This window comes from Phreatobacter cathodiphilus (assembly GCF_003008515.1).
Taxonomy (GTDB): Bacteria; Pseudomonadota; Alphaproteobacteria; order Rhizobiales; family Phreatobacteraceae; genus Phreatobacter; species Phreatobacter cathodiphilus.
Map to the genome: position 1 here is coordinate 3,140,076 of NZ_CP027668.1, position 17,054 is coordinate 3,157,129.

15 protein-coding genes are annotated in these 17,054 nt (G+C 70.1%); 6 read left to right on the plus strand and 9 right to left on the minus strand.

Annotation, left to right across the window (positions count from 1 at the left end; all coding sequences use genetic code 11):
- Positions 1 to 6 precede the first annotated feature (6 nt).
- Positions 7 to 1,500 carry a hypothetical protein gene (locus tag C6569_RS15080; RefSeq protein WP_106749614.1) on the minus strand — a complete coding sequence of 498 codons (1,494 nt, stop codon included), beginning with the start codon at positions 1,498 to 1,500 and terminating at the stop codon, positions 7 to 9.
- A 255-nt stretch (positions 1,501 to 1,755) separates the two neighbouring features.
- On the opposite strand from C6569_RS15080, the gene C6569_RS15085 reads away from it, so the two are divergent.
- On the plus strand, positions 1,756 to 3,141 hold the full coding sequence (locus C6569_RS15085; protein ID WP_106749615.1) for a class II 3-deoxy-7-phosphoheptulonate synthase: 1,386 nt from the start codon (positions 1,756 to 1,758) through the stop codon (positions 3,139 to 3,141).
- Positions 3,142 to 3,218: 77 nt separating this feature from the next.
- Here the strand turns inward: C6569_RS15085 and C6569_RS15090 are convergent, their stop codons facing one another.
- Positions 3,219 to 4,136, minus strand: a complete 918-nt coding sequence (locus C6569_RS15090) for an outer membrane protein (protein ID WP_106749616.1) — start codon at positions 4,134 to 4,136, stop codon at positions 3,219 to 3,221.
- Between the two features lie 133 nt (positions 4,137 to 4,269).
- On the opposite strand from C6569_RS15090, the gene C6569_RS15095 reads away from it, so the two are divergent.
- A complete protein-coding gene (locus tag C6569_RS15095; RefSeq protein ID WP_106749617.1) occupies positions 4,270 to 6,009 on the plus strand; it encodes an NAD+ synthase in 1,740 nt (579 codons plus the stop codon).
- Between the two features lie 6 nt (positions 6,010 to 6,015).
- On the opposite strand, the gene C6569_RS15100 is transcribed toward C6569_RS15095, so the two are convergent.
- Entirely contained in the window at positions 6,016 to 6,813 is a 798-nt protein-coding gene (locus C6569_RS15100) for a MipA/OmpV family protein (RefSeq protein ID WP_181313768.1), read from the minus strand.
- 173 nt (positions 6,814 to 6,986) lie between these two features.
- On the opposite strand from C6569_RS15100, the gene rpiA reads away from it, so the two are divergent.
- Positions 6,987 to 7,688, plus strand: a complete 702-nt coding sequence (rpiA, locus tag C6569_RS15105) for a ribose-5-phosphate isomerase RpiA (protein WP_106749619.1) — start codon at positions 6,987 to 6,989, stop codon at positions 7,686 to 7,688.
- A 55-nt stretch (positions 7,689 to 7,743) separates the two neighbouring features.
- On the plus strand, positions 7,744 to 8,295 hold the full coding sequence (locus tag C6569_RS15110; RefSeq protein ID WP_106749620.1) for a DUF2059 domain-containing protein: 552 nt from the start codon (positions 7,744 to 7,746) through the stop codon (positions 8,293 to 8,295).
- A gap of 76 nt (positions 8,296 to 8,371) precedes the next feature.
- Here C6569_RS15110 and C6569_RS15115 read toward each other — a convergent pair whose 3' ends face one another.
- The 3 genes from C6569_RS15115 to C6569_RS15125 are packed head-to-tail and all read right to left on the minus strand — an operon-like array spanning position 8,372 to position 11,330.
- Positions 8,372 to 9,877, minus strand: coding sequence for a tripartite tricarboxylate transporter permease (locus C6569_RS15115; protein WP_106749621.1), 1,506 nt, complete (start codon positions 9,875 to 9,877; stop codon positions 8,372 to 8,374).
- A 5-nt stretch (positions 9,878 to 9,882) separates the two neighbouring features.
- Positions 9,883 to 10,356 (minus strand): tripartite tricarboxylate transporter TctB family protein, encoded by a 474-nt coding sequence (locus C6569_RS15120; RefSeq protein WP_106749622.1) that lies wholly within the window; start codon positions 10,354 to 10,356, stop codon positions 9,883 to 9,885.
- Complete coding sequence (locus C6569_RS15125; RefSeq protein ID WP_106749623.1) at positions 10,353 to 11,330, minus strand: Bug family tripartite tricarboxylate transporter substrate binding protein; 978 nt, start codon at positions 11,328 to 11,330, stop codon at positions 10,353 to 10,355. The genes C6569_RS15120 and C6569_RS15125 overlap by 4 nt, the downstream gene beginning before the upstream one ends.
- A 195-nt stretch (positions 11,331 to 11,525) precedes the next feature.
- On the opposite strand from C6569_RS15125, the gene gor reads away from it, so the two are divergent.
- Complete coding sequence (gor, locus tag C6569_RS15130) at positions 11,526 to 12,911, plus strand: glutathione-disulfide reductase (RefSeq protein WP_106751073.1); 1,386 nt, start codon at positions 11,526 to 11,528, stop codon at positions 12,909 to 12,911.
- Here gor and C6569_RS15135 read toward each other — a convergent pair.
- Both C6569_RS15135 and C6569_RS15140 read right to left on the minus strand, forming a co-directional pair.
- Entirely contained in the window at positions 12,908 to 13,264 is a 357-nt protein-coding gene (locus C6569_RS15135) for an SH3 domain-containing protein (RefSeq protein WP_106749624.1), read from the minus strand. The two genes, gor and C6569_RS15135, sit on opposite strands and share 4 nt — an antisense overlap.
- 98 nt (positions 13,265 to 13,362) lie before the next feature.
- Positions 13,363 to 15,819 carry a penicillin acylase family protein gene (locus tag C6569_RS15140; RefSeq protein WP_106751074.1) on the minus strand — a complete coding sequence of 819 codons (2,457 nt, stop codon included), beginning with the start codon at positions 15,817 to 15,819 and terminating at the stop codon, positions 13,363 to 13,365.
- A 109-nt stretch (positions 15,820 to 15,928) separates the two neighbouring features.
- Between C6569_RS15140 and C6569_RS21985 the strand changes: the two genes are divergently transcribed.
- The gene (locus C6569_RS21985) at positions 15,929 to 16,087 is read left to right on the plus strand and encodes a hypothetical protein (RefSeq protein WP_181313769.1); all 159 of its coding nucleotides are present in this window, start codon (positions 15,929 to 15,931) and stop codon (positions 16,085 to 16,087) included.
- 10 nt (positions 16,088 to 16,097) lie between these two features.
- Here the strand turns inward: C6569_RS21985 and C6569_RS15145 are convergent, their stop codons facing one another.
- Complete coding sequence (locus C6569_RS15145) at positions 16,098 to 17,000, minus strand: 50S ribosomal protein L11 methyltransferase (protein WP_106749625.1); 903 nt, start codon at positions 16,998 to 17,000, stop codon at positions 16,098 to 16,100.
- Positions 17,001 to 17,054: the final 54 nt, after the last annotated feature.

The following is a 17,054-nucleotide window of genomic DNA, read 5'->3' on the forward strand; positions in this document are numbered from 1 at the left end:
GCGGGTCTACCGCGCCGCCCGCTCCCACATGTTCTTCGTCACCTGGACGAAGGCGGTGGAGCGCAGCCCCGGATCCTTCATCGCCGCCGCGACCCTGGTCATCAGCGCCGAATCCCCGGAGGCGACCGCCATGTCGAGCATGATGGCCCATTCGTCGTCGGCCGGTTCCTCGCCCTTGTTGCCGGCGGCGATCTCGCGCATCCGCTGCTCGAGGGCCGCCACCCGTGCGATATAGGCCTTCGCCCCCTCGGAGGTGATGCGGGCCGCCATGGCGTCGGTGGCGTCCTTCGGACCTCGGCCGACGACGGCGCGCCAGAGCGTCTCGAAGACGACGCCGATGCGCTCCTGGTCGAAGGTGACGCGGTTCAGCTCGTCGATCCGGCCGAGCCGGGCGAAGACCTCACGGGCCTCGGCGACCGCGCCGCGCGCCACCAGCATTTCCACCGCCGTGTCGACGATGGTGCCGCGCACCCTCCCCGTGGCTTCCGCGGCTTCCGCCACCGCCACCAGCTTGTCCACCGGCAGGGCGCGCATCGGGCCGATATCCTCGTCCACCGACACCGTCTCGTCCTCGGGCAGTTTCAATGCCGGACCGAAGGCGCGGATCCAGTCCGCCCGGCCCTCGCGCATCAGGATGCGCAGGATGCGGCTCGCCGACTCCGCATCCGCGGCCGAGTTGAAGGTCGGCCGGGCGGCCAGCGCCTTGCGGAAGCCTTCGAGATTGCCGGCGGCCACGGCGCCGCGCAGCACCATGTCCCAGCTGTCGCGGCGGGCGGTGTCGGGATCGTCGAAGGGCGCGGTCTGGTTGGCGCGGGCGCCGCGCGCCCATTCGTCGATGGACCGGGCGATGGCCATGTCGCCGCGCGCACCCGCCTGGAGGGCCTGGGCCATGCGGCGCGAATAGCGGTCCTTGATCTGGCCGGCCACGGTGTCGGCGATGGCCGGTTCGCGCGCCAGCGCGACCTCCAGCATCTCGAGCCGCAGCTCGTCACGGCTGTCGCTTTCCACCAGCCGATCGATGCGCGGCAGGGCATCGGCGATGCGGCCGGCGCGCGCCTCGTCGAGGATGAGGATCGAAGGCTCCGACAGGGCCGAGGGCTGCGGCTGGTCGAGCCCGAGCTCGCGATAGGCGCCGGCGAAATCGCCCTTGCGGGCGAGGTGCTCGGCGCGCACCGGAACGATGCGCTCCTTGATGCCGTCCACCGTCGCCACCTTCGCCCAGGCCTCGTAGCGCGCCATCCAGCGGTCACGGACCGCCGGATCCGGATCGCTCTGCAGGAAGGCCTCGAAGGCCGCCGTCGCCGCCCAGCCCTCCGGCTCGGCGGAAGCCGCCTTGAGCGCGAGTTCGGCGGTGCAGGCGGGCACGGGAGCCGCGAGGCAGGCCGCCTCGTCCACGGTGACGTCGATGGCATGGGGCGCCTGTGCCCGCACAGGCAGGGCGAGGATCAGCGTCGATGCGGCAACCGCCGAAATCAGGGCGTTTCGCAGGGAGAAGGTCATGTCGCGCCTCGTGTCAGGGCCGGAATCCGGGGTACAGCAGGCCGGGAACCAAAGCAACGCGCCAGGCCGTCGCGCAGTCTCAAAGCAATGTGGTGACGCGGCGCCCCGTGGCCGCGCCCGTTCGACCGGCTCGCCCCGGGGCCTCCGGTCGTGTATAAGCGCCGGTCCCTGCCCTTTTGCGGTCATGCTGCCGGGCGAGGGATCACTTTTCCGCGCGGAGCCGTTTTCGCGCGGTTGGCCGAGAGGATGATAGTCATGGGCGAGCGTTGGAGCCCGTCGAGCTGGCGGTCGAAACCGATTCTGCAGGTGCCGGTCTACAAGGACCAGGCGGCTCTGTCGGAGGTCGAGAAGCGCCTGTCGGGCTTTCCGCCGCTCGTTTTTGCGGGTGAGGCGCGCAACCTCAAGAAGGCCCTCGCGAAAGTCGCAAAGGGCGAGGCCTTCCTGCTGCAGGGCGGCGATTGTGCCGAGAGCTTCGCCGAGCACGGCGCCGACAACATCCGCGACTTCTTCCGCGCCTTCCTGCAGATGGCCGTGGTGATGACCTATGCCGGCGGCATGCCGGTGGTGAAGGTTGGCCGCGTCGCCGGCCAGTTCGCCAAGCCGCGCTCGGCCGACACCGAGACCATCGACGGCGTGACGCTGCCCTCCTATCGCGGCGACATCATCAACGACATCACCTTCACGCCGGAGGCCCGCGAGCCGGATCCGATGCGCCAGGCCATGGCCTACCGCCAGTCGGCGGCGACGCTCAATCTGCTGCGCGCCTTCGCCTATGGCGGCTATGCCAATCTCGACAACGCGATGAAGTGGATGCTCGGCTTCGTCAAGGACACGCCGGCCAACGACAAGTACCGCCACCTGGCGGAGCGGATCGAGGAGGCCCTCGACTTCATGCGGGCCTGCGGCATCGACCCCGAGGCTCATCCGGAAATGCGCACCACGGAGCTCTATACGAGCCACGAGGCGCTGCTGCTCGGCTACGAGGAGGCGCTGACCCGCGTCGATTCCACGAGTGGCGACTGGTACGCCACCTCCGGTCACATGCTGTGGATCGGCGACCGCACCCGCCAGCCGGACCATGCCCATGTCGAGTACTTCCGCGGCATCAAGAATCCCATCGCCTTCAAGTGCGGTCCGAGCCTCGACGCCGACGGCCTGCTGAAGCTCATCGACGTGCTGAACCCGGAGGACAAGGCCGGCCGCATCACGCTGATCTGCCGTTTCGGTGCCGACAAGGTGGAGAAGCACCTGCCCGCCCTGATCCGCGCCGTGGAGAAGGAGGGCCGGACGGTCGTCTGGTCCTGCGACCCCATGCATGGCAACACGATCAAGGCCGCCAACGGCTACAAGACGCGCCCCTTCGACCTGGTCATGGGTGAGATCGAGCGCTTCTTCGCCATCCACGAGGCGGAGGGCACCTATGCCGGCGGCATCCACCTGGAGATGACCGGCAAGAACGTCACGGAGTGCACCGGCGGGCGGGCGGCCATCACCGACCTCGACCTGTCCGACCGCTACCACACCTATTGCGACCCGCGGCTCAATGCCGAACAGGCGCTGGAGGTATCGTTCAAGGTGGCGGAAATGCTGAAGCGCCAGCGGCTCAACCGCGCCCCCGCAGTGCGCGAGGCCGCCGAGTAGGTGCAGCCTGCCACGCCCGACGAAAAAGGCCCGCTCCGGTCACCGGGGCGGGCCTTTTTGCACGAGGGGACGGGGCCTCAGTATTTGATGCCGACGCCGGCGCGCACCGCATGCAGGGTCACAGGCACGCCGCCCAGCGAGGGAATGCGCAGGTACTGATATTCGGCACGGGCGAAGATGTTGTTGGTGATCAGCGCCTCGACACCCGTGCCGAGCGCGAAGCCGAAGCCGATCACGCCGTTCGAGGTGCGGGTGGAGTTGACGACGTCACCATAGGCCTGGGTCCAGTCCACGGCATCCGTCGCGTCGGTGTCGATGCGCTCGTAGCCGGCCTGGTAGGAGACGGATGTGTTGCCGCGGGCGATGGCGAGACCGCCGGTCAGATAGGGCATGACACGGCCATAGGCCCAGCCGGCGCGCAGGCGGGCGGTGAAGTAGTCGGTCAGGGTCGCCCGCACCGTCGTGCTCTGCGAGAAGGCGTCGGTGAAGCCGGTCTGGGTGTAGAGGACGGCGAAGGGCTGGGTCCAGGACCGCGAGCCGCCGCCGCCGCGGGCGACGCGGCTGTAATCGACCTCGAAGCCGATCACCGCGTCCTCGAACTGCGCCTGATAGCCGGCGAAGACGCCGAACATCACGGGCGTGCCGCGCACCGGATCGACGTTGATGAATTCCGGCGCGGCAGTGCCGGAGGTGGGGTTGAGGTAGTAGAGACCGTTGAGCAGCCGCTCGGCCTCGCGCCGCGCCATGGCCTGGGTATCGGCCGTCATGCTGCCGATGCCGCCGTGAACGCCGCCGTAGACGCCCGTCCAGTTCGGCCCGGTGTCCTCGTAGGCGGGAAGCGACCCGCGCAGCGCCATGTCGGCGGCGCGGCCCGCGGCCGTCATGGCCAGCGTCGCCGCCAGAACCGCCGCAGCCGTCGTGAGTGTCGAACGCGCCGTCATGCCGGCCTCCCCAGTGAGCGCCGGCCGCCTGAAGCCGGTCTCGATGGGAGCCATTCATGAATCATCAAGGTTACTGCCCGGTTAAGTGCAACCGCTTGCAACTGGATGCAGGACGAAACGCTCCGGCGCCGGCCGGCCCTGCCTCCGACGCATTGAGAACGCCCCGCCCGCGCGTTACATCTCGCTCATGACACAGACGCCCTCCTCGCTGCTCATCGCCGTGGCCCAGCTCAACCCCGTCATGGGGGACGTCGCGGGCAATCTCGCCAAGGCGCGGGCGGCGCGTGCCGACGCCGCGGCGGCGGGTGCCGACCTCCTCGTCTTCTCGGAGCTCTTCATCTCCGGCTATCCGCCGGAGGACCTGGTGCTGAAGCCGGCCTTCCAGGCGGCCTGCCGGCAGGCGACCGAAACACTGGCCCGCGACACTTCTGACGGCGGGCCGGCCGTGCTGATCACCACGCCTTGGGCCGAGGGTGGCCGTGTCTACAACGCTCTCGTCCATGCCGATGCCGGCCTCATCCAGGCCATCCGCTTCAAGGTGGACCTGCCGAACTACTCCGTCTTCGACGAGAAGCGTGTCTTTGCCCCCGGCCCCCTCCCCGGCCCGGTCAACGTCCGCGGCATCCGCATCGGCGTCCCCATCTGCGAGGACATCTGGGGCGAGGAGGTGGTCGAGACCCTGTCGGAGACCGGCGCGGAGATGCTGATCGTGCCCAACGGCTCGCCCTATCGCGAGACCGTCTATGACGAGCGCATGAGCACCATCGTCGCGCGCATCGGCGACAGCGGACTGCCGCTGCTCTACGTCAACCAGGTCGGCGGCCAGGACGAACTGGTGTTCGACGGCGCCTCGCTCGCCGTCAACGCCGACCGGTCGCTGGCCATGCAGCTTCCCGCCTTCGCCGAGACCGTCGCCTTCGTACGCGCCACGAAGGAGGGCGGCACCTGGCGCTTTTCCGGCCCGATCCACGGCCATGACGTCGGCGACGAGGCCAATTACGCAGCCTGCGTCCTCGGCCTGCGCGACTATGTGGAGAAGAACCGCTTTCCCGGCGTCGTCCTCGGCCTGTCCGGCGGCATCGATTCGGCCATCTGCGCCGCCATGGCCGTGGACGCCCTCGGTGCCGAGCGCGTCCATTGCGTCATGCTGCCCTACAGGTACACCTCGGAGGACTCGCTGAAGGACGCTTTCGACTGCGCAAAGGCCCTCGGCGTGCGCTACGACGTCGTCCCCATCGCCGCCGCGGTGGAGGGGCTGGAAGCGACGCTCGCGCCCCTCTTCAAGGGCACCAGCCGCGACATCACCGAAGAGAACCTGCAGAGCCGCGCCCGCGGCACCATCCTCATGTCCATCTCCAACAAGTTCGGCGCCATGGTGGTGACGACCGGCAACAAAAGCGAGATGTCGGTGGGCTATGCCACCATCTACGGCGACATGAACGGCGGCTACAACCCGGTGAAGGATCTCTACAAATCCGAGGTCTTCCGCCTCTCGGCCCTGCGCAACCGCTGGAAGCCGGCAGGTGCCCTCGGTCCCGACGGCGAGGTGATCCCGGTCAACATCATCGTCAAGCCGCCGACGGCGGAGCTGCGCGAGAACCAGAAAGACCAGGACTCGCTGCCGCCCTACGACATCCTGGACGCCATTCTGGAGCGGCTGGTGGAGCGCGAAGCCTCCGTCGCCTCCATCGTCGCCGAGGGCTATGACCTGGAGGTCGTCAAGAAGGTCGAGCGGCTGCTGAACATCGCCGAATACAAGCGCCGGCAGGCGGCCCCCGGGGTGAAGGTCACGGCCCGCAATTTCGGCCGCGACCGGCGCTATCCCATCGTCAACCGCTTCCGCGATTCCGGTGAGCCGGTCCCTGCGCCCGACATGACCGTGCTCAACCCCACCGCCGTGCCGAAGCTGGACGTGGTGGACTTCTGAGCGCCCTTACCGGCCGAGCGTGAAGGAGTAGGTGACGCTGGAGCCGACCGTGAGTTGGTTGGCGCTGCCGCGTTGCGTGACCAGCGGTCCCGCCGCGGCACTGCCGGCCAGCCGATCGTAGGCGGCAAAGCCGGTGACGGTCCAGCCCCCGTCGAACCGGTAGGCGACTTGCGCCACCGCGCCGTATTTCATCAGCCCGCCGTGCGCCTGGTAGGCGGCGAGCCCCGACGCGAGGCTCTCGGCCGCCGAGACCGAGAAATAGCGCGAGGCGTAGCGATCGCTGCCGAAGAAGGTCCGTGGACCGGCAGAGACGGTCCAGCGGGAATCGGGACGCCAGATGACGTCGGCTCCGGCATTGCCGACGAGCGCGGCATGGCCGCCGATACCGTGCCGCACCGCGGCGCGCAGGCGTAGCCACTCGACGGGGAAGAGTTCGGCGAAGGCGCCCGCCTCGATGGTGAAGCCGACATCGGTGAGGCCGGCGAGCCGGCTGTCGTCGCCCGCCCGCCGCGCGCCCACGATGCTGGCGTTCGGTCCGGCGCGCAGCCAGCCGAGATCGATCAGGGCGGGCGCGATGCCGTCGTCGAAGGAGGAGAAGTGCTCCTTCGCCCCCGGCGCCCTGAGCGACAGCCGGGGCATGATCGTCGGCCCCAGTCGGCTCGATCCCATCCACAGCGGAACGGCGGAGACGGTGCCCCCGAGCGTCACCGTCCAGCCGCGGGCTGCTTCGGGGAGGCTCTGGGAGGCTGCGGGAAGCGTAGCGAGGCCGAGGGCTGCCGTGGCGGCGAGGATGCGGGCGATCATGAACAGCATGCGTCTGGAGAGGAGTGATGCGAAGGTATCGGAATGCGGTTAACAGATCCGCTCGCGCCGGCTTTGGCGCGTCCCCTCACCTGCGCATGGCAACCGAGGCTGGACCTCGCTCGGCGGGCGGGCTACTGCGACGTCATGGAAGACCAGACCCAGGGCCTCTCGCCATGACCGATCCCGAAGCCCTCAAGCGCGACGCCGCCGCCCGGGCCCTCACCTATGTCGAGAACGGCATGCGCCTCGGCCTCGGCACCGGCTCGACGGCCAAGCACTTCGTCGATCTGCTGGCCGAGCGGGTGAAGGAGGGGCTGAAGGTGGTCGGCGTGCCGACCTCCGAGGTGACCCGCGCCCAGGCCGAGCGCCTCGGCGTGCCGCTGACCACCCTCGACGAGACGCCGGAGCTCGACATCACCATCGATGGCGCCGACGAGATCGACCCGGCCCTCAACCTCATCAAGGGCGGCGGCGGGGCGCTGCTGCGCGAGAAGATCGTCGCCGCGGCCTCCGGGCGGATGATCGTCATCGCCGATGCCTCCAAGCGCGTCGAGGCGCTGGGCCGCTTTCCCCTGCCCATCGAGGTCAACGCCTTCGGCCTCGGCGCCACGGAGCGCGCCGTCGCCCGCGTGCTCGAAGCGGCGGGCTGCCCCGCCCCCCTCTCCCTGCGCCGCAAGGCCGACGGCCATGTTTTCGTCACGGACGGCGGTCACATGATCCTCGATGCGGCCTGCGCGCGGATTCCCGATCCTCCAACGCTCGGCTCCCGCCTTCACTCCGTGCCCGGTGTGGTCGAGCACGGCCTGTTCATTGGTCTGGCGTCTCTCGCGATCATCGCTTCCCCTGGCGGCGCAGAGGTCGTAGGACGTGTCTGACAAGCGAGCCGTCTCCGTCAGGCGCGGCCCCAAGACTTCCCGAGGAGTGATCCCGATGTTCGCCCGTTCGTTCGCAGCAGCCCTCGCGGCCAGCGCCCTGATCGCCACCGCCGCAACGGCGCAGACCCAGCGGCCGCCGGCTCCCCTCGCCCAGGCCGCTCCCCAGGCGCCCGCCGCGGCCCCCATGCCGCCGGCCGATCAGGTCGCCCTCGCCCGCCAGGTCGTCGAACTCTCCGGCGCCTCGTCCTCCTTCGAGAACGTGATTCCGGCCTTCGTCGAGCAGGCGAAGTCGCTGTTCCTGCCGACCAATCCCGACCTCGGCCGCCAGTTCAACGAGGTCGGCGACCAGCTCAAGGCCGAGTTCCAGCCGCGCGTGAACGAGCTGATCCAGGGCATCGCCGTCGCCTATGCCCAGCGCTTCACGATGGAGGAGCTCCGCCGCATCCAGGCCTTCTACCAGTCCGCCGACGGCCAGAAGCTGGTGCGCACCATCCCCTCCATCATGGAGGAGACCTTCGGCCGCTCGCAGCAGTGGAGCCAGGTCGTCACCCGCGACATCGTCGCCCGCTTCCGCGAAGAATTCGCCAAGCGCGGCATCCGCCTCTGAGCGGCAGGCCGGCTCCCGGTCCCACGTCATGCGAAACGCGTCGGCCCCGGCCGGCGCGTTTTTCGTTGGGGCCGGGTCAGTCCTCGTCGGCCTTCATGCGCCAGCCGAGGCGTGACCAGAGCAGCGGCCCGAACAGGGCGATGACCGCAACCGCGAGGAGGCTCGCCGCGATCGGGCTCTGCAGCAGCACCATCGGATCGCCTCCCGCGATCTGCAGCGCCCGCCGGAGCTGCGTTTCCGCCATGGGGCCGAGGATCATGCCGACCACCACCGGCGCGATCGGATAGTCGAACCGTCGCATGCCGAAGGCGAGAAGGCCGAGGACCAGCACCAGCGTCAGTTCCACCAGCGATCCCTTGGCGGCCAACACGCCCACCGCGGCGAAGACCAGGATGCCGCCGTAGAGCCAGGGCCGCGGGATCGACAACAGCTTCACCCACAGCCCGACCAGCGGCAGGTTGAGGACGATCAGCATGGCGTTGGCGATGAACAGCGAGGCGATCAGTCCCCACACCACGTCGGCCGAGGTGACGAAGAGCAGCGGCCCCGGCTGGAGATTGTACTGCTGAAACCCCGCCAGCATGATCGCCGCCGTCGCCGACGTGGGAATGCCAAGGGTGAGCAGCGGCACCAGCGTGCCGGCGGCGGAGGCGTTGTTCGCCGCCTCGGGCCCGGCGACGCCCTCGATGGCGCCGTGGCCGAACTCTTGCCGGTGCTTCGACAGCCGCTTCTCCGTCGCATAGGACAAGAAGGTCGGCACCTCCGCCCCGCCCGCCGGCAGCGCGCCGATGGGAAAGCCGAAGGCGGTGCCGCGCAGCCAAGGCATCCACGAGCGCTTCCAGTCCTCCTTCGTCATCCACAGGGACCCGCGGATCGCCTCGACATGGCCTTCCGCCGCCGCGCCCTTCTGCGAGGCGACCGCCATGGCCTCGCCGACGGCGAACATGGCGACCGCCACGGTCGTGACCTCGAGCCCGTCCAGGAGGTCGGGGATGCCGAAGGCAAGCCGCGCCTGGCCGGTCAGCTTGTCGATGCCGACGAGGCCGAGCGCGAGTCCGACCGCGAGCGACGTGAGGCCCCTCAGGCGCGACGAGCCGAAGGTCGCCGAGACCGTGACGAAGGCCACCAGCATCAGCGCGAAATAGTCCTCCGGACCGAAGGCGATGGCGACCTCGGCGAGATAGGGCGCGAAGACCGTGAGCAGGGCGGTGGCGATCGTCCCCGCAACGAAGGAGCCGATGGCGGCGGTGGCGAGCGCCGGGCCGCCGCGGCCGGCCTTCGCCATCCTGTTGCCCTCCAGCGCCGTGACGATCGAGGCGCTCTCCCCCGGCGTGTTGAGCAGGATGGAGGTGGTCGATCCGCCATACATCCCGCCGTAGTAGATGCCGGCGAACATGATGAGCGAGCCCGCCGGGTCCATCTTGAAGGTGATCGGCAGCAGCAGCGCCACCGTCATGGCGGGGCCGATGCCGGGCAGAACGCCCACGGCCGTGCCGAGGATGACCCCGATCAGCGCGAAGAGAAGGTTCATCGGCTGGACGGCGATGGCGAGGCCGTTGCCGAGGAGGCCCAGGGTTTCCATGCCGGTCAGATCCAGCTTTCGGTGAGGCCCGAGGGCAGGGTGAGGCCGAGAAGGCGCACGAAGAAGAGATAGACGACGAGGCCCATCGCCGCGCCGATGGCGAGATCGGCCGCCGGACGGCGCGAACCGAAGGCGCGGGCGGTCGCGGCGAAGAGGATGGCGCAGGCGGGGACGAAGCCGGCGGTGCGGATGAGCAGGATCATCACCGCGAGCCCACCCGCGATCCAGGCGACCGCCGTCCAGTCCGCTTCCTCGCGCGGCGGCGCCGCGCCGCGGAGCCCGGCGAGGATCGTCAGAACCCCGAACAGCATGAGGAGCCCTCCGACCAGGAAGGGCATCATCTGTGGCCCGAGGGTCTGGTTGCCGAAGCTGGCGCGCAGGGCCCAGGACTGCCAGACGACGACGCCGGCGACCGCCATGAGACCGAGGCCGACGGCGACGACCGGGCGGTCGACGGCGGACCTGTTTTCCGGCGTCATGCGCCCACCAGACCGAGCTGGCGCAGCACGCCCGAGACCCGGGCGATCTCCTCCTTCAGGAAGCCCTCGAAGGCCTCCCCGGCGAGATAGGTGTCCTGCCAGCCCTTGGCGGCGAGCTGGTCGGCCCAGGCCTTTGACTTCGCCATCTTCTCCACGACTTCGGCGAGGCCCGCCCGCTGCGCCGCGCTGATGCCGGGTGCGGCGAAGACGCTGCGCCAGTTCTGCAGTTCCAGTTTGAAGCCCTGCTCGGCGAGGGTCGGCCCCGGCAGGCCCACAGTGCCCTGCGGCGCGGTGAGGCCGATCCAGCGCATGCGGCGGCCCTTGACGTGCTGCTCGAACTCGCTGCCGCCGCCGACCCCGACGGTGACGCGGCCCGAGAGGATGGCGGCCAGCGCCTCGCCGCCGCCGGAATGGGCGATGTAGTTCACCTTGGAGCCGTCGGCGCCCGCGAGCCCGGCGAACATCGCCGCCGTAATGTGGTCGACGCCGCCGGCGGATCCGCCGCCCCAACTGACCTTGCCGACGTCCGCCTTCAGGGCGGCGGCGAGGTCCTGCACCGACTTGATCGGCGAGTTCTGCGCCACGACCAGAGCCTGCCATTCGCCCGTGAGGCGCGCGATCGGCGTCACCGCGTCGAGCGTCACGGGCGCCTTGTTCATCAGGATGGCGCCGACCATCACGAAGCCCGAGACCATCAGCGCCGTCGGGTCGCCACGCGCGCCGTTGACGAACTGGGCGATGCCGATGGTCCCGCCGGCGCCGGCGACGTTGGTCACCTGGGCGGAGCGGACGATGCGCTCCGACGTCAGCACCCCCTGCATGACGCGCGCCGTCTGGTCCCAGCCGCCGCCGGGTGCGGCGGGCGCCATGATCTTCACCTCGCCCGGCGCCTGGGCCCGGGCCGATCCGCCGGCGGCGGTGGCGAGAATGGCGGTGCCGAGGGCGACGGCCTCGCGCCGGGTCAATGCGGTCATGGTCGTCCTCCCGAGACGTTGCGCCGACTGTCGCATTGCGGCGGCACGGCCGCCATAGCGAGGACTGCGGATGCCACCTCCGAGCGGCGGTCGGCCACCTCGCGGATTTGTGTGCCGGGACGCCTGTGATAAGCGCTAGCGGCAACCCATCTCGACGGCGCGCGCGCCGCCGGACAGCAGCCAGGGATGATCGCCATGACCTTCGACGTCGACCTCTTCGTGATCGGTGGCGGCTCGGGTGGCGTACGTGCCGCGCGGATCGCCGCGACCCACGGCGCCAAGGTGATGCTGGCCGAGGAATACCGGATGGGCGGCACCTGCGTGATCCGCGGCTGCGTGCCGAAGAAGCTGATGGTCTATGCCTCGCAGTACCACGAGCATTTCGAGGACGCCGCCGGCTTCGGTTGGACGGTGGGGCCAGCCACCTTCGACTGGCCGACCTTCCTCGCCGCCAAGGACAAGGAGATCGGCCGCCTGGAGGGCATCTACGGCGCCAATCTCGTCAAGGCCGGCGTCGAGATCGTCGCCCAGCGGGCCACCGTCGCCGGACACAATGCCGTGCGCCTCGCCGACGGCCGCACCGTCAACGCCCGAACCATCCTCATCGCCACCGGCGGCCGCCCCTCGACCGACGAGACCCTGCCGGGCCGCGAGCTCGCCATCTCCTCGAACGAGGTGTTCCACCTGCCCGAGCAGCCGAAGCGCATCGTCATCGCCGGTGGCGGCTACATTGCGGTGGAGTTCGCCGGCGTCTTCGCCGGGCTCGGCTCGGAGGTGACCCTCGTCTATCGCGGCTCCAAGATTCTGCGCGGCTTCGACGAGGACGTGCGCGACCACCTCACCGCCGAATACCAGAAGAAGGGCATCCGCCTCGTCATGGGCGAGGTCTTCACCGGTCTGAAGAGAACAGCCGGCGGCATCGAGGTGGCGTTCAAGAACGGGCACCCGCCGATCGAGGCCGACCAGGTGCTCATGGCCATCGGCCGCAAGCCCAATACCGCCGGCCTCGGCCTCGCCGAGGCCGGCGTCACCCTCGGCGCCGACGGCGAGGTCATCGTCGACGAGGAGAGCCGCACCTCCGTGCCGTCGATCTATGCGGTGGGCGACGTCACCGACCAGGTGAACCTGACGCCGGTGGCGATCCGCGAGGGTCACGCCTTCGCCGACACGGTCTTCGGCGGCAAGCGCTGGACGGCCGACCACGCGATCATCCCGACCGCCGTCTTCTCCGAACCGGAGATCGGAACGGTCGGCCTGTCGGAGGAGCAGGCGCGGCTGTCGGGTTGCGCCCTGGACATCTACAAGGCGACCTTCCGGCCGATGAAGCACACGCTCTCCGGCCGCGACACCCGCATGCTGATGAAGCTCGTCGTCGACGGCGAGACCGACAAGGTGCTCGGCGTCCACATCTGCGGTCCCGACGCCGGCGAGATGATCCAGCTCGCCGGGATCGCCGTGAAGATGGGCGCCACCAAGGCCGACTTCGACTCGACCATGGCCGTCCACCCGACGGCGGCCGAGGAGCTCGTCACCATGCGCACGCCGAGCGCGCGCTATCCGAAGGGCGCGGCGGCGGCCTAACCGCAGTCGCCGATGAGGCGCTGGGCGACCCAGCCGATCTGGCCGGTGCGGAATTCCGGCTGGCTCGGGATGTAGAGCTCGCCGTTCGGCCAGTAGATGACCTGGGTCCAGGGGCCGGAGCGGATCACCTCGCCCTGGTTGCGGGCGCGCAGATGGACGCTGTGGCCCGTCTTCATGCGGGCGATGAGCCGGGCATCGGTCGAAGGGCCCGCCCGCAGCGCCGCAAATCCGTCGGAGGTCGGCAGCACCTCGCAGACCGCATTGATGGCGTGGGCCGGGCTGGCCGCTCCCATCAGCGCGCAGACGGCGGCGGCGAGGGCGGTGCGGCGGGCATGCGATGGCAAGCGCGTCATGATCGTTCTCCGGCAGGCGATGAGCGCTTCTAGCCCTGCCGGTATTCCGCTGCGTTTCGGCAGCGGCGCGCCTGCATTTCAAATGTACCCGGATCGCTTCAGCGCGGCGTGATGGTCAGCGTGCCGATGGCGCCCTTCTCGATATCGTTGCGCTGCGTGCGCATCGGCAGAAACTCCACGGCGGCCCAGCGTTCCGCGAGGTTGCGGTAGAGCCGCGATGTCGGCAGGCCCGACTGTCCCGTGGAATGCATGAACAGCGACCGCTCGGGATCGGCCATGTCGTAGATGGCCCTGAGCGAAGCCGAGTGACGGGAGACGAAGGGCTCGGCCTCGTTGCGGATGGTGTGGCGGTTGACGTTCACCGTGTAGGTGTCGCCGGGAACCGGCACCCGCACGTCGAACAGGGCCGCGAGCGCCGGCACCCGCGAGAACGGCCGGTGCTCGGAGCGCGCGTCGTGCGCCGTGCCCCAGCGCCAGGCGCGCCAGTCCGCCCCAAAGCGCCGCTCGAGGTCGGCGAGCGCGAGATCGAGCGCCCGCGAGACCAGCGCCGGACAGGTCGAGGGCTCGCCCGCCGCCTCCGCGCCGCGGCACCAGGCGCCCTTCCCGTTGGTGTCGGAGAGCACGGCGACCATGAACTGCTGCCGCTGGTCCCACAGGACGGGGAAGAGGTTCGGTCCGAGTTCGTCCGCATAGACGAGGCGCGTCAGCTCGCGCAGCCAGGCGGTGACGATCAGCGGCTCCGGCCGGTCCACCGCCATGGTGCCGTCGAAGCCGGCGAGTGCCGCCACGACCTCCCCCACCCGCTGCGGCACCTGCCGACGGCGCTCCTCCTCGCCGCTCGGATGGGCGGCGAGCAGCAGCGGCAGGATCTCCCGCACCGCAGCCGAGCGGTGGTCCGCCTGCATCTGCCGGAAGCTCGCCGGCGAATGCCGCTCGCGCGCGCCCAGCAGTTCGGCGATGCGGTCGGCGCGATGCGGCGTCGCCCATTCATAGGTGAGGAGGTGGGGATAGCCTTCCGGCGTGATCTTCTCGTTGGCGGTGATGCGGAAGCCGCGCGCCGGGTTGAACTCCTGCGGCAGCTCCTCGAAGGGAACGAAGCCCGCCCAGTCGTAGCGGGCGTCCCAGCCCGGCGCCGGGAACAGGCCCTTCAAATCGTTCTCCGCCTTGCGCACCGGCACGCGCCCGGCGGCGACGAAGCCGATGTTCCCGTCCACGTCGGCATAGACCATGTTCTGCTGCGGAGCGTCGTAGTGGCGGACGGCGGCGAGGAATTCCGGCCAGTCGCGCGCCCTGTTGATGCGGGCGAAGGCCTGGACGGTGAGATTGTCCGGGCTCAGCGCCGTCCACTGCAGGGCGAGGGCATGGCCCGGCGGCGCACCGACGGTGGCTCCGCGCGAGGCTCCGTCCGAGATTACCGGACCGTGGCGCGAGATGCGCACGGTCAACACCTCGTCCGGCGCGCCCCGCACGGCGATGACCTCGCGCGCGGTGTCGAAGCGGGCCCAGCCGTCCGGCGTCTGGTAGCGCAGGGGATCGGCGGGATCGACCCGTTCGATGAAGAGGTCCTGCACGTCCGGGCCGGTATTGGTGAAGCCCCAGGCGATGCGGTCGTTGCGGCCGAGGACGACGCTCGGCACAGCCGGCATGGTGGCGCCGATGACGGTGCCGGCGGGCGAGGTCATGCGCGCGAAATACCAGAGCGCCGGTGCCGACAGGCCGAGATGCGGATCGTTGGCGAGCAGCGGCTTGCCCGTCTCGGAGCGCCCGCCGGACACCACCCAGTTGTTGGAGCCGACCCCCTCGATGCCGATTTCGAAGGGCCGGGTGAGCGCCGCGGCGCGGCGTGTCTCGCCGCCGAGCGAGCGGTAGAGCGCGCCGTAGTCCGGCAGAGCCGGATAGGTCTCGCCGGGCGCGGCCGGCAGGAACTCGCCGATCTGGCGCATCGACAGGCCGCGCTGGGCGAGCTGCAGGCGGCTGAGTTCGGCATTGAGGTTGCCGCCGAGATCCAGCGCCATGATCAGCGACCAGCCGATGGAATCGACCGGCGTCCAGGGCTCGGGAGAAGGCACTCGCAGCAGTTGGAACTCCGGCGGCAGCGGCCCGCTGCGGGTCGTGAGGTAGGCGTTGACGCCGCGCGCATAGGCCGCCAGCGAGACCCGCGTCTCCGGATCGAGACTGGCGAAGATGGCCTCGGCCGAGCGGCGGATGCCGATGGTGCGGAGGAACCGGTCCGTCTCCAGCCCGGGCGCCCCGACGATCTCGGCGAGCCGACCGTTGGCGATGCGCCGGTTCATCTCCATCTGCCACAGTCGGTCCTGCGCATGGACGAAGCCGAGCGCCGCCGTCGCGTCCTGCTCGCTGGCGGCGAAGATGTGCGGCACGCCCTCGGCGTCTCGGACGATCTCCACCGGCTTCTCGAAGCCCGGCAGGGTGACGGTGCCGGAGACCTGCGGCTCGACCGCCCGGATGTACCAGAGGCCGACCCCGAGCACGCCGGCGACGGCGAGCATGACGAGAGCTGTGGCCCATTTGACGATGGCGCGGACGAGACGCATGGGAGGGACCCGGTTGACGGCGGCGGAGTTGATCACCGGCGGTTCGGCGGGGCAAGCTGCCGGACCGGCCGAGCGGGCACCCCGTTCGCAGGGAGGCGAGGAGACCATCATGGCCGACAAGGACGATGCGGCAGCCGTCGAGCGGGCCGCGCGGCGGATCTTCGAACTGCAGAATCCGGGAAAGCCCTGGCCGGGCGACGCCGGCGCTTCCAGGGCGGGTTCGGACCGTTCGGTCGCGGAGAAACCCGCCGAGACGAAGAAGGGTTGAGGGCGCCCCCTCAGCGCCCGCTGCGCATGGTGAGCGTCACCCAGCCCTCGATCGTCTCGCGCATGACCAGGTGCAGGCCTCGATCGCGATAGGCGGAGATCACCAGATTGGCGTGGGGCGGAATGATGCCCGACAGGACGACCGTGCCGCCGGGCGCGACCAGCCGGACGAGGTCCGTCGCCAGCCCCACAAGCGGTCGCGGCAGGATGTTGGCGAGGATGAGGTCGTAGGGCGCGCCGCGGCGGAAGCGGGCGTCCTTGAGGCCCGCCGCATGGATCACCTGCACGTAGCCCCGCGCCTTGTTGAGCACGGCGTTCTCATGCGCCGCGACGACCGACACCCGGTCGATGTCGGAGGCGAGCACCGGCACGCGGTGGCGCAGCCCCGCGGCAATGGCGAGAACGCCGGTGCCGGTGCCGACGTCGAGCGGCCGGAAGGCGCGGCCGGCCTTAGCGAGCCGGTCGATGGCGCGCAGGCAGCCCAGCGTCGTCCCGTGATGGCCGGTGCCGAAGGCGAGCGCCGCCTCGATCTCGATGGGAATGGCGTTGGGAGCGACCTTGTCGCGGTCGTGGCTGCCGAAGACCGTGAAGCGGCCGGCCTGAACGGGCTTCAGCCCGTCCAGCGAGGTGCGCACCCAGTCGCGCGACTCGATGGCGTGGAAGGTGACGCAGGCCGCCACCGCATCGCCGGCCGAGGCCCGCACGAGCGCGCGGACGTGGTCCTCGTCAGGCGCGTCGCGGAAGAACACCTCCACGAGCCAGAGCTGGCCGTCGGGCGCCTCGAAGGCGGCCACCGCCGTCTCGGCCGGATCGAACATCTCGCCGATGAGGTCGCCGACCTTCCGTGCCGCTCGCTCGGAGGTCTCGAGGCGCATGAGATGGGTGGGGGACACGGGATGCAGTCCTTCGAGCATGGCGCGTCATACCTGCCCGCCGGGCCGATGTCATCAGCCTCACGGAATGCAACA